This window comes from Desulfopila sp. IMCC35006, assembly GCF_005116645.1.
Lineage (GTDB): Bacteria > Desulfobacterota > Desulfobulbia > Desulfobulbales > Desulfocapsaceae > Desulforhopalus_A.
This window is the reverse complement of the sequence record NZ_SWCM01000013.1, coordinates 62,529-74,550: the sequence shown is the minus strand read 5'-3', so window position 1 is coordinate 74,550 and position 12,022 is coordinate 62,529. Positions and strand designations below refer to the sequence as shown.

11 protein-coding genes are annotated in these 12,022 nt (G+C 51.3%); 4 read left to right on the top strand and 7 right to left on the bottom strand.

Annotated elements, in window-relative coordinates:
* Nucleotides 1–2: 2 nt before the first annotated feature.
* Nucleotides 3–677: a response regulator transcription factor gene (locus FCL47_RS19010; protein ID WP_136815242.1), complete on the bottom strand. Its 675-nt coding sequence runs from the start codon at nt 675–677 to the stop codon at nt 3–5.
* A gap of 313 nt (nt 678–990) precedes the next feature.
* Here FCL47_RS19010 and FCL47_RS19005 point away from each other — a divergent pair, with 313 nt between their 5' ends.
* The gene (locus tag FCL47_RS19005) at nt 991–2,016 is read left to right on the top strand and encodes an aldo/keto reductase (RefSeq protein ID WP_136815241.1); all 1,026 of its coding nucleotides are present in this window, start codon (nt 991–993) and stop codon (nt 2,014–2,016) included.
* A gap of 84 nt (nt 2,017–2,100) precedes the next feature.
* Here the strand turns inward: FCL47_RS19005 and FCL47_RS19000 are convergent, their stop codons facing one another.
* The 6 genes from FCL47_RS19000 to FCL47_RS18975 form a co-directional block, all read right to left on the bottom strand.
* On the bottom strand, nt 2,101–2,571 hold the full coding sequence (locus tag FCL47_RS19000; protein WP_167496570.1) for a GtrA family protein: 471 nt from the start codon (nt 2,569–2,571) through the stop codon (nt 2,101–2,103).
* Between the two features lie 117 nt (nt 2,572–2,688).
* Nucleotides 2,689–4,359, bottom strand: coding sequence for a phospholipid carrier-dependent glycosyltransferase (locus FCL47_RS18995; protein WP_167496569.1), 1,671 nt, complete (start codon nt 4,357–4,359; stop codon nt 2,689–2,691).
* Nucleotides 4,349–5,272, bottom strand: coding sequence for a 4-deoxy-4-formamido-L-arabinose-phosphoundecaprenol deformylase (gene arnD / locus FCL47_RS18990; RefSeq protein ID WP_136815237.1), 924 nt, complete (start codon nt 5,270–5,272; stop codon nt 4,349–4,351). The genes FCL47_RS18995 and arnD overlap by 11 nt, the downstream gene beginning before the upstream one ends.
* A complete protein-coding gene (arnA, locus tag FCL47_RS18985; protein WP_136815235.1) occupies nt 5,269–7,254 on the bottom strand; it encodes a bifunctional UDP-4-amino-4-deoxy-L-arabinose formyltransferase/UDP-glucuronic acid oxidase ArnA in 1,986 nt (661 codons plus the stop codon). Before arnA ends, arnD begins: the two co-directional genes overlap by 4 nt.
* A complete protein-coding gene (locus FCL47_RS18980) occupies nt 7,254–8,276 on the bottom strand; it encodes a glycosyltransferase (protein WP_136815233.1) in 1,023 nt (340 codons plus the stop codon). The genes arnA and FCL47_RS18980 overlap by 1 nt, the downstream gene beginning before the upstream one ends.
* Complete coding sequence (locus FCL47_RS18975) at nt 8,276–9,424, bottom strand: DegT/DnrJ/EryC1/StrS family aminotransferase (protein ID WP_136815232.1); 1,149 nt, start codon at nt 9,422–9,424, stop codon at nt 8,276–8,278. Before FCL47_RS18975 ends, FCL47_RS18980 begins: the two co-directional genes overlap by 1 nt.
* A 460-nt stretch (nt 9,425–9,884) precedes the next feature.
* Here FCL47_RS18975 and minC point away from each other — a divergent pair, with 460 nt between their 5' ends.
* The 3 genes from minC to minE are packed head-to-tail and all read left to right on the top strand — an operon-like array spanning nt 9,885 to nt 11,942.
* Nucleotides 9,885–10,748: a septum site-determining protein MinC gene (minC, locus tag FCL47_RS18970; protein WP_136815230.1), complete on the top strand. Its 864-nt coding sequence runs from the start codon at nt 9,885–9,887 to the stop codon at nt 10,746–10,748.
* Nucleotides 10,749–10,792: 44 nt separating this feature from the next.
* Nucleotides 10,793–11,644, top strand: a complete 852-nt coding sequence (gene minD / locus FCL47_RS18965; protein ID WP_136815229.1) for a septum site-determining protein MinD — start codon at nt 10,793–10,795, stop codon at nt 11,642–11,644.
* Nucleotides 11,645–11,648: 4 nt separating this feature from the next.
* A complete protein-coding gene (gene minE, locus FCL47_RS18960) occupies nt 11,649–11,942 on the top strand; it encodes a cell division topological specificity factor MinE (protein ID WP_136815227.1) in 294 nt (97 codons plus the stop codon).
* The last annotated feature ends 80 nt before the right edge of the window (nt 11,943–12,022 follow it).

The window sequence follows — 12,022 nt, the reverse complement described above, 5'->3', positions numbered from 1 at the left end:
GCTCATCCTTTATCGATGATATAGCCAAAACCACGGACAGTTTTTATCAGCTGGCGGTCGTCATCGGTTTTCAGTTTTTTTCGCAGATTTTTAATATGTACATCGACGAAATTCGACATGCTGAAAGAATCGAAGTTATCGCCCCAGACGTGCTCGGCGAGGACAAAACGGGAAATGGCCCTGCCCCGGTTGTGCAGGAGAAACTCCAGAATGGCAAACTCCTTGGTCGTGAGCGCTACCGGTTCTCCGTCTTTCAGCACTTCCCGGCTGACCGTGTTCAGGCTGATGGCGCCACTTTCGATTACCGGATTTGTTTCCGCGCCGCGTCGCAGTAATGCCCTGACCCGAGCCAGTAATTCCGCCAGTGAAAACGGTTTCGGCAGGTAGTCGTCTGCCCCCAGATTCAGACCAAGGACTTTATCGACCACATCTCCCTTGGCCGACAGCATCAGCACCGGGGTAACCATGCCGGCGTTTCTGATTTCCTTGAGGACCTCCAGGCCACTGAGACGGGGAAGCATGATGTCAAGAAGGATAAGATCGTGGGTCTCATTCCAGATCTTGTCCAGCGCTTCCTCTCCGTCACTGGCTGTTTCGGTGGTATATTGCTCACTATTGAGGACACTTACCAGTTTTTCCAGGAGATCCGGCTCATCCTCTACAACTAAAATATGCATCGCTTTCAAAGGGTGTGGTGATGATGAATCAAAGTTGCGTTGTTTTGCTAACGTACATGGAATCGCAGAAAAGTTACAACCACTTTTCAGTTTATGAAATGATTGTGTAGAGAGAGTACAGAATGAACATGAAGGAGAGATGAAGTCGGGAGGACACAGCACATCTCGATTTGATTCATTCTTGAAATATTGACTTTCGTTCAGGGGAATTTACCGTCCTTGTATACGACGGATGATTGTGCATGATCATCGATGAGCAAAAGATGCGGGTTGGTTATTTCCATGGCACGCAATACAACGGAGGAATACGAAGATGCGCTACAAACAGCTTGGAAGAACGGGATTGCTGGTCTCGGAGTTGTGCTTCGGCACCATGACTTTCGGCGGAAAGGGGTTCTGGAGCGTGATCGGTCAATTGCCCCAGGATGCGGCGGACACTCTGGTCGGTCGTGTGCTGGATGCGGGGATCAATTTTATCGATACGGCCAATGTCTATTCCGAAGGAGAGTCGGAAACAATTCTCGGCAAGGCGCTTCGACAACGCCGCAAAGATGTGGTTCTGGCCACCAAGGTATTCGGCCGCATGGGCCCGGGCCCCAATGAAGTCGGGTTATCCCGCGGCCATATCATGCAGGCTGTCGAGGACAGCCTGACCCGCCTGGGAACGGATTATATCGATCTCTATCAGATCCATGGCTTCGACGCGCTTACCCCGATAGAAGAAACCCTGCGGGCGCTTGACGATCTGGTACATTCCGGCAAGGTGCGTTATCTCGGCTGTTCCAATCTGGCAGCCTGGCAATTGATGAAATCGCTCTGGATCGCCGATAAGTGTAGTCTGCACCGTTTTGAAAGCCTTCAGGCTTACTACACCCTTGCCGGTCGGGACCTCGAGCGGGAGGTCGTCCCGCTTTTGCAAGACCAGAACCTCGGGCTGATGGTCTGGAGTCCCCTGGCCGGCGGACTCCTTTCCGGCAAATATGACCGCGACGGCAAGGATTCCGGAGAAGGTCGCCGGGTCAATTTCGATTTTCCACCGGTTGCCAAAGAACGTGCGTTTAACGTGGTTGACGTGATGCGCGACATCGCTCGGGACAAAAATGTCACCGTGCCCCAGATTGCTCTCAGCTGGCTGCTGCACCAGCCGGTGGTCACCAGCGTGATCATTGGCGCCACGACGATCGAGCAATTGACGGACAACCTGGTGGCCCCCGATGTACAATTATCTGCTGAAGAGCTGGCACGGCTGCAGGAGGTCAGCGAACTGCCCGAGGAATATCCTGGCTGGATGCTCAAACGCCAATCCATGAACCGTTTTCCGGAAAAGGAGGAGGTCTAGTGTCGCGCCGGCATGTTCTCGACAGGAGAAGGGGGGAGAAGGTAACGGCGGGCGGTGCGGTTTATCTTGGTAATCCGGGGCAGATTATCCCGAGAAGATAAAGAATTTACGTACAACATAGTTGAGCAGTACCTCTGCAAGTATATTGGCGCCAAAGGCATAGGTGGTGAGGAGGCCGTACCGTCTGATAAGAACGGACATCAGCAGCGTGCCGAGAAAGACACTGATACCGGATACCGCATAAAAGAACAGGATCTCGAGGATGAAATTATATCTTCCCCCATGAAACACCCAGGCAACGTTGATGATATACGCCACCATATTGGAGAACAGAAAGGCGATACCGTTGCAGATCATCGAGTTTCGTGCCCGGGCGGCATCGTCTGTTGCTGTGATGGACAGTTTGAAAAAACGTACGGCAAGGTCTTTTGCCTGAAGCACCGGAAAAATCTTCCAACCAGCTAGGTGAAAGACGATGATATGGGTCATGGTGGCAAGTGCTCCCGCCACCGCGTACTTGATGAACTGGATGAGCGCAGGGTTATCAGTGATCATGGGTTGCATACTCTTTGCGGTATGAATTAAAGGGTGCCGATTGTTGCTGTCTGCGAGTTCGGTGTGGGCTCTCTGGACACAATGGATTTGCAGGAATCGGCAAAAGCTGATTGTGCCTCAATAGTGGAGCAGCAGGAACCCCTCGCTGCCATTGGAATCAATGGAAACCGGAGGTGGAAGGATGCTTTGCCATTGTGCGTATTCCTGGTAATCGGCAATCAAAACTACCTGGCCGGGATGATTGGTGATAAGAGCTGCCGCATCAGCCGGGCTCAATAATTTTCGTGGATTGTCATGGAAATTCAAACCATATTGCAGTTCCCCCGCCCGCGCCACCATATAAATATCCTGTCGCTTTAAATACCAGCATACCGCCCGTGCAGCCTGTTCCCCGGAGAGTATATATGTCTGCGGCGTGATGCCCGCTGCATGACGTGAGAGAAGGGCTCCCGGATCCTTTCTCTGCAGGGTAAGAGCCGGCAGGGTAAACTGGGCAATGATATAGAAAAATGTGCACGAGACGGCAAAGAGGACGATCTTATGCAGGATCTTTCTGGCGCGAAAGGCTGCAACCTGACCGAAAAAAATGGTTGCGAATCCGCCGCCTAATAAGAGCCATTCCTGGATTCTGTTAAACGCCCGCACCTGGTCGGCCGGCCAGAAAAAGTAACATCCCGCAAGCGCTGCAAGCAGCAGGAGGGCAAGCAGTCCGGTTGCCGCTATACTCTGCTGCAGATAGTTTTTGATTTTTTCATTGGTGTGCAGATACTCAACACCCATGGCGAAAACAATGGCCAAAGGCGGAAAGCACGGCAGTATATAGGTTATCAGTTTGCCTTTGGCGATCGAAAAGAAAACAAAGGGAAAAATGAACCAGCACAGGCAAAAAACGAGAAGTCGAAATTCCGTCGCCTTCGACCATGTTTTTTTCCATAAACCGATAGCCGCCGCGGGGAGCATGAGGGTCCACGGCAGAAACATGCCGGGGAGTGCCGCGAGATACAGCCAAAAGGGTTCTTTATGCTGCGCCGAATCCGATAAGAAACGCTGCACATGTTCAATCCAGAAGAAATAATGCCAGAAATCGGGCTCGCGGAGATGGATATGCATCGCCCAAGGCAGGCTTACCGCAAAGGCCCCGGCAATGGGCAGCCACAGCATCCGCAGGGTATCCCGCCACCGCCCTTGTAACATCAGGTAAGGGCCGGCGACGATAACCGGTATGGCAAAGGCGAGAAATCCTTTGGTGAGAAATGAACAGCCCGCCAGGATTCCTGCCAATAATAACAAAGTCCGTTCCCGGCCGGAGCCGGGTGGTGCCTCGGTTGCCAGAAGAAAAAAGGACAGGGTGGCGGCGAGAAACAGGGACAGCTGCGAATCAAGAACGGCAAAGGTGCCAATACCCATTACGCCGAGTGAGCTCAGATAGACGAGGGTGGCAAGAAATGGCAGCATGGAATCGCGGCGTTTGCTCAAACGGCTGCAGAGAAAAAAAATGAGCAGTGCCGTAAGTCCGGTTGACAGAGCCTGGGGCAGGCGAACAGCAAAATTGTTCTCACCAAAAAAAGACAGAGAAAGCGCGGTCAGCCAATACCCCATGGGAGGTTTTTCAAAATAGCGCCACCCATTAATCCGGGGGACAACCCAGTCTCCGGTGGCAAGCATTTCCCTCGGCACCTCGGCATAGCGTGTTTCATCGGGAATAATCAGCGGCCGCTCAGCCAACGGTACCAGGTAAAGAATAATGAACAGAGTAATGAGAAATACTGGCAGGATCTTATTGTTCATGGACATCGTTTCTGGCCTTTTCCTGTGTTGCAACGAGGCCATCACGACCCTCGGTATTTCCCTCGGTTATCCGCGCCGACCCGATCGATTGTGTCGAGTCAAGAAGCTCTCTGAGCGGTACAAATCGAGTGCCGGCTCTCTTTGCCATTGAGAGAAACTTCTCAAAGAGAGCCGAACAGCTCACCCCCTCGACTTCAGCATGGATCGTCAGTACATTGAGTTGATCGGATCGCATCAGAGACAGCAGATGGGTATTGTAATTTGCTTTGGAGATACCATTGCTGCCGATCAGCTCGTCATAGGTGGGCAGCGTCACCGGAATCTGCGGCTGAGCAAGTTTTACGCCATCTATCTCAGGGAAAAAAATCGAATCCCCCCGACAGTCCGAATTGTAGAGAAAATCAAAAGATTGCTTTGCCGCAAGAGCCTTATTGCTGCAGCGCCAGCCAGGTGCCGCCGAACAGAGGACAGGCATGCCGATAATCTGCTCCAGCATCTCCTTGCCCGTCTGCAATTCACATCGTATCCGATCTTCAGACATCACGTCTATTTTCTTCTGCCAGAGATGATGGTCCCAGGCATGCAGGCCTATTTCATGACCAGCTCCGGCGGTGCGCCTGATCATATCGGCACAGGACCTGCCGATAATCGGTCCGGGCCACAGTGTTCCGCGCAAAACTATATCCCAGCCATAGAGGTTCGCCGCCTTGCTGCGCAGCATTTTCGCCAGAAATGTCGGCCGCAGCAGACGCCAGAGATGACGCCCCATGTTGTCGGGACCTACCGAAAAAAAGAACGTCGCTTTAATCTTATGTCGGGCCAGGGCAGTCAATAAACTGGCCACCCCCAGTCGCGTGCCCCGCAAGGTGTCGACATCAATGCGCAGCCCTGTTGTACAGGCGGTTTTATTCATCTTTCCTGTGTCTCAATGGCCTGTTTCAGGAAGTAATCCAGTGTCTCCTCAACAGACTGGGCAAGCAATATTTTCGGTTCCCAGTCCAGTAGTTGTCTGGCCAGTCGAATGGATGGTCGGCGGTGCTGTACATCTTCATAGCCCGGACCATAAAATTCCCTGCTTTCCACCGACTGAATTCCCGCCAGAGGTGGAAATTCCCGGCGCAGGGGGTGTGCCTCAAATTTTTCGGTCAAAAGATGGGCAAGTTCGCTGATGCTTGCTTCATTGTCGGGGTTGCCGATATTAAAAATTCTGCTGTCACAGCACCGGTCCTTGTTCTCGATGATTTTAAACAAACAGCTGATCCCATCTTTTACATCGGTGAAACACCTTTTTTGTGCGCCGCCATCCACCAGACGAATGGGGGTCCCCTCAACCAGGTTCAAGATGAGTTTGGTAATGACCCGTGAGCTGCCGATTCTTGCCGATTCGAGATTGTCGAGGCGAGGGCCGACCCAGTTGAAGGGACGAATCAGGGTGAACTGCAGGCCTTTGGTTACTCCGTATGCCCAGATAACCCGATCAAGCAGCTGCTTGCTGCAGGAGTAAATCCAGCGCTGTTTGTGAATCGGGCCCAGCACCAATTTAGATTTTTCTTCATCAAACTCACTTTCCTGACACATACCATACACTTCGGAGGTCGAGGGAAAGATGATGCGCTTCCCGTACTTCGCGCAGTAGCGAACGATGCGTAAATTTTCCTCGAAATCCAGTTCAAAAACCTTGAGCGGATTTCGCACGTATTCGGCCGGTGTTGCAATAGCTACAAGAGGCAGGATGATATCACATTTGCGGACATGGTATTCAATCCACTCGCGGTGAATAGAGATGTCGCCTTCACTGAAATGAAATCCAGGCGTCCCGAATAAGCGGCCAATGGAATTACTGCTGAGATCCATGGCATGAACCTCATAGCGGCCGCTGTCGAGCAGCCGTTCGCTCAAATGGTTGCCGATGAAGCCGTCTGCGCCTAAGATGAGGACATGCTTTTTAATTTTCTGTCCAAAAGACCTCGATCTTTTCTGGCCAAAACGCATACCGACGGCCAGGCCAACCTCGTCAACAAGCTGCTTGCCGCTCATGTACAGGCCGGCCTCTGTTTGTCCGGCATGGACCTTGAGACTTCCATCGCTGCATTTAATGACCAGGGGAGTGGTGGAAAGAATAGTCCCCGGCTGCTGGTCTGAGTGGTCTTCCTCGAGGCTTGCCGACCAGAAGATCACCTTTCGGTCACCAAGATAACTGAATGCTCCGGGATACGGTTTGGTTACGGCGCGAACCAGGTTGTATACCCGCTCATTGCTTCGGTGCCAGTCTATTTCGCCATCGGCAGGTTTTCTGCCGCCAAAATATGAGGCTTGCGCCTGGACCTGCACGGTGCTGGGGAAGTTACCGGTCATAAGGGCAGGAATAATTTCCTCCAGGAGACGCCCGGCCGCCGATGTCAGCTTCTTATGCAGGGTCAGCGCCGTGTCGGTAAAAGAGATATCGATTCGTCGCTGGCTGATAATATCGCCGTTGTCCGGTTTCGGTGTCATCCGGTGCAAGGTAACACCCGTTTCCTTTTCTCCGTTGACCAGCACCCAGTTAACCGGACATCGCCCGCGATATTTGGGCAAAAGAGATCCATGCAGGTTGAAACACCCCATCTTCGGGATATGCAGAATATCTTTCCCAACCATCTTACGGTAGTAAAAAGAAAAAAGGATATCCGGTGACAGATCCCGGATTCGTTCAATCCAGAGGGGGTGATTAATATTTTCCGGTGCTAAAACAGGGATATCATTTTCTGCAGCCAGCTGCTCAACAGAGTCAAACCACAAATTTTCGTCGGGATCCTCTTTATGGGTGAAAATCGCCTGGATAGTTACTCCATGTTGAAGCAATGCCCGCACACCCGTGCAGCCAATATTGTGATAGGCAAGAACGACAGCTTTCATTATTTTCCTTTTTGAACAAACGAATGGGTTTCTGATAAAGACCGTGCAGTTTCAAGAGGGGTAACGGAATGTTCCTGCACTCTTCCCGTCACTATCTGGCTGACAAAATAACTGGGTCTGTTGCGGACATCCTGGTAGATACGACCGATATATTCACCAAGCAAGCCAAGGCCGATAAACTGGGCGCCGATAAAGACAAAAAGTACGGCAAATAACGTAAAAACACCCTCTGCGGCCCAGGCCGAACCCATATGAAGACGCATGATCATGAGAAAAACGCCAAAGGTTATGCCGCTGAGCGCAATAATCGTCCCTAAAAACGAGAGCAGTCGCAGGGGAAAGGTTGACATGGAAGTCAACAGATCAAATTGCAGAGAAATAAGTTTAAATATGGAATACTTTGAATTGCCCTGGCTGCGGGAGTCATGCTTGACCGGGATCTCGCTGGTTTTTCGAGCAAAGCTGTTGGCCAGGATGGGAATGAAAGTGGAGTGCTCCCGACACTGGAGGATCGCCTGAATGATTGGTCGGCGATATGCCCGCAGCATGCATCCATAATCTTGCATCATCACCCCGGTGGTTCGCCGAACCATAGAGTTGATCAGGCTGGAGGCTGTTTTCCTGAACCAGCTGTCGCGCCGATTGATGCGAATGGTGCCCACCACATCAAAACCCTTATGTATTTCCTCCAGAAGTCTTGGTATTTCCTCCGGTGGATTCTGCAGGTCGGCATCAAGAGTGACGATAATATCCCCACGGCACTGCGCCAGGCCGGCAATTACTGCGGCGTGCTGCCCATAATTGCGATTGAGTATAACCCCGACAATCTCGCGGCCATAGGTTGTTGCCGCCTGGATAATCATCTCATCTGAACCATCGCTGCTGCCGTCATCGACCAGGATTATCTCAAAAGTTCCGCCATCCGCCCTGCAGACCGCAAGACACCGCCTGATCAGCTCACTTACGTTGTCCGCTTCGTTGAATACCGGAATAACCAGGGAAAAATCGACTTTTGCTTTCATCAACTGAGTACCTCTTTGATAGCAGACACCACGCTATCAACATCGTCTATAGTCATATCAGGGAACAAGGGAAGTGAACAGATCCGGTCGGAATTCCACTCCGTCGCCGGGAGTGTGCCGGGCGCAACCGGCATATTCTGCAAATAATACTTCTGCCTGTGCACGGCACGAAAATGTAATCCTGTGCCAATGTTGCGCTTTTTTAATTCTTCCATAAACTGATCGCGGGTCAGTCGCACTCGATCGGTATCCAGGCGAACGACAAACAGATTCCAGGAATGGCGGGTTGTGACAGCAGGTACCTGCAATGGTAAAATTTCATCCACCTCCGCCAGCAGCTCTCTATACCGGTCGGCAAGCAAGGTTCTTTTCTCGATAAAGCTTTCCAGCCGGGCAAGTTGGGCCAGACCGAGAACCGCAGATATATCCGTCATGTTGTATTTGAAGCCCGGTACCAGCACTTCAGCCTGCGGATTTCTGCCCTGTTGCTGACGGTCATGGGCATCAACACCCAGGCCGTGAAACCTAAGGGTTCTGATGGTGCGCAACAGTTCTGCATCATCGGAACAAACAATGCCACCTTCGCCGCTTGTTATATTCTTGATAGGATGGAAGGAAAATATTGCCGTTCCTCTGCAGCCGGTCTTTTCGCCATTATACTGTGTGCCAATCGCATGGGCGGCATCATCTACCAGGGCAATCGAGCGAGACGCCGCCAGGGTGCGAAGTGGCTCCATATCAACGGCAGCCCCGGCAAAATCAACAGGAATTATCAGCCGCGTTCTGTCCGTAATGAGAGGCTCAATAAGTTCAGCGCTGGTGAGCATAGAATCTTTGTCAATGTCGGCAAAGACTGGTTTGGCACCCATGAGTACGATTAAATTGACGGTGGAAACCCAGGTCATCGACGGGGTGATAACCTCGTCCCCCTGGCCGATATTGAGGGCCATCAGGAGAAGGTGCATCCCGGCTGTCGCCGAGGAGAGAGCCACGGCCCCATCGCAGCCGCAGTATGTACAAATATCCGCCTCAAACTGGCTGTTCTTTGGTCCGGTAGTGATCCAGCCACTCCGCAGAACCTCATTGACTGCCAAAATATCGCTTTCGCTGAGAGATGGCCTGGAAAAGGGGAGAAAATCTTTGCGCATTGCTGCTCCTTGTAAATGAAGTAATCGCATCTTTCGCGTCCTTGATATCACATCAAGATTAAGAAATGATGAATATACCGACCACCATCTCGGTAAGGTGGCCACATTCCGGGCAGAAGATGTCAGCAGCGAGACTAATTGTCTGCAAAAAAGTAATAGAATAATCTGTATGCTACTGATTGCAAACTCTTTTTACTCCGTGTTTCCAAACCATTTTCCGTGGTTGTTGTATGGAAAACAAGCCAGGATCGACAGGGAAAAACAATGTTTGAATTGGAATGTCGCTCATCGCGCTGAGAGGTATGGGCCTCTTGCCAGTCTTTCCCTGGCGGGGAAATAGTAGTTTCGCGAAATTTTTTCTGGTGAAAACTGTGGATGTGCAAAGAATTTCTCCTTGAAATACACTGTACGAATTGGTACAGATAATGATTTTCGATTTCCTCCAAGTCAATACCGTTCCATGAATCCAATCAGCCCAGCCAATAAAACATCGGTGTTTGAATTAAAAGGCAGCGTAATCACTATACTCGTGCTGCACATCAAAGAAACCGATGCTGATTCTCTCTATCCGCAACTTGAAAAGAAAATGAATCAAGCGCGATCCTTTTTCAAAAGTGCTCCTCTGTTGATAGATCTGAGCGCGGTGGACGAGGAACAGCAGGCGGCCCTGGACTTTAAGTACCTGTCGCACAAGCTTCGCAGTCTGGGCGTGGTTCCTGTAGGTGTTCGTGGCAGTGCGGCGGGTCAAAAAGAACGAGTGCTTCTTGCTGGCTTGGGCTTGCTGCCCGACATCAAGACCGAAAGAACTTTCGATCCCCCTGCGGACCCAGAAACTTTAGAGACTGTCTCGGTCAAAGAAGAGAAACCGCCGGAGCCGGTCGCCCCGGAAGAAGAAAAACTCCCTGCGCCGGTAGCCGAGAAAGAAGAGAAACCGCCTGAGCCATCGGAAACGGTAACAAGCCAGGCAGGCAAGACTGCCCCGACCAAGATAGTAGCCCTTCCCGTACGTTCGGGACAGCAGGTTTTTGCCCCGGAAGGAGATCTTATTATTCTCTCTTCGGTCAATGCCGGTGCTGAGGTTCTTGCTGCGGGGAATATTCATATCTACGGCGCCCTGCGTGGCCGGGCCCTGGCCGGTATACACGGTGATACTACAGCGCGGATATTCAGCCTGCAGTGTAACCCCGAGCTTGTTGCCGTCGCGGGCGAATATGTCGTCAACGAGCTGCTGGATGAGAGAATTATTAACCAAAGCGTGATGGTATCGCTTGAAAATGGCAGCCTGAAATTCGATGTCGTCGGCTCGTTCAATCCTGCATCATGAACGAGTTTTATTAATAGTTCAACCCCTTGTCATCTTTCATAATTATGATTGAACAAAATCTTACAGAAGAATCAGAACAGAAATCAGCCAGAGTGATAGTGGTTACCTCCGGTAAAGGCGGAGTGGGAAAAACAACCACCAGCGCCGCCTTTGCAGCGGGACTGGCTGTACGCGGTTATAAGACAGTTGTCATTGATTTCGATGTCGGTTTACGAAACCTCGACCTGATCATGGGTTGTGAGCGAAGGGTGGTTTACGATCTGCTCAACGTCATTCATGGTGAAGGTTCGCTTAACCAGGCACTGATCAAAGACAAACGGGTGAGCAACCTCTTCATCCTGCCTGCCTCGCAAACCCGCGACAAAGACGCTCTTTCAATGGACGGTGTCGGTGAGGTGATTGCAACATTGCAGCAGAGCTTTGACTTCATTGTGTGCGATTCTCCCGCAGGTATTGAAAAAGGGGCGATGACCGCAATGTATTTTGCCGATGAGGCCTTGGTGGTTACCAATCCTGAAATATCCTCGGTGCGCGATTCGGACCGAATCATCGGCATGCTGGCGAGCAAAACCCGCCGCGCAGAGCAGGATCTTGAACCGGTAAAAGAGCATCTGGTGATTACCCGCTATGATCCGCTCCGGGTCGATAAGGGCGATATGCTCAGTGCCGACGATATTCACGAGATTCTGGCAATACCTTTTCTTGGCGTTGTGCCCGAGTCCAAATGGGTACTTGCCGCATCCAATTCGGGGATACCGGTCACACTTACCGAAGAAGAGAGCGATGCAGGCGAGGCGTATTTCGATATGGTAGACAGATTCCTTGGTCAGGAACGTCCTTTCCGTTTCCTGGATGCCCCCAGAAGAAGTATTTTTTCCCGCTTATTTAGAACTTAATAATATGAAATTTTTCGATTTTTTATTCCGATCCAGACTATCAGACTCTGCCTCCGTTGCCAAAGAGCGCCTCCAGATCATCGTTTCCCATGAGCGAAGACGCGCGTCCACGCCGGATTTTCTGCCTCGCCTCCAGCAAGATATTCTCGAGGTGGTGAGAAAATATATTCAGATCGACGAAGATCAGATCAGACTGTCACTGGATCGAAAAGATGACTGCGAGGTACTGGAGCTAAATATCTCACTTGCCGATCCGGGAGCAGCGATGCAGGCTCCCGGGCGAACAGGTCTGGAGTAGATTCCCGGTATTTGTTCAGCTGCGGGTAACAGAAGTGTTTTTTGGACGGCAATTCATCGCAGCCTGGTGTTGGCAGAAGG

Coding starts and splice junctions, on each gene's coding strand:
- FCL47_RS18975 (WP_136815232.1), bottom strand. CDS start 9,424: ATGCGCAAAGATTTTCTCCCCTTTTCCAGGCCATCTCTCAGCGAAAGC.
- FCL47_RS19005 (WP_136815241.1), top strand. CDS start 991: ATGCGCTACAAACAGCTTGGAAGAACGGGATTGCTGGTCTCGGAGTTG.
- FCL47_RS19010 (WP_136815242.1), bottom strand. CDS start 677: ATGCATATTTTAGTTGTAGAGGATGAGCCGGATCTCCTGGAAAAACTG.
- arnD (WP_136815237.1), bottom strand. CDS start 5,272: ATGAATAAAACCGCCTGTACAACAGGGCTGCGCATTGATGTCGACACC.
- minD (WP_136815229.1), top strand. CDS start 10,793: ATGATTGAACAAAATCTTACAGAAGAATCAGAACAGAAATCAGCCAGA.
- arnA (WP_136815235.1), bottom strand. CDS start 7,254: ATGAAAGCTGTCGTTCTTGCCTATCACAATATTGGCTGCACGGGTGTG.
- FCL47_RS18980 (WP_136815233.1), bottom strand. CDS start 8,276: ATGAAAGCAAAAGTCGATTTTTCCCTGGTTATTCCGGTATTCAACGAA.
- FCL47_RS18995 (WP_167496569.1), bottom strand. CDS start 4,359: ATGAACAATAAGATCCTGCCAGTATTTCTCATTACTCTGTTCATTATT.
- minE (WP_136815227.1), top strand. CDS start 11,649: ATGAAATTTTTCGATTTTTTATTCCGATCCAGACTATCAGACTCTGCC.
- FCL47_RS19000 (WP_167496570.1), bottom strand. CDS start 2,571: ATGATCACTGATAACCCTGCGCTCATCCAGTTCATCAAGTACGCGGTG.
- minC (WP_136815230.1), top strand. CDS start 9,885: ATGAATCCAATCAGCCCAGCCAATAAAACATCGGTGTTTGAATTAAAA.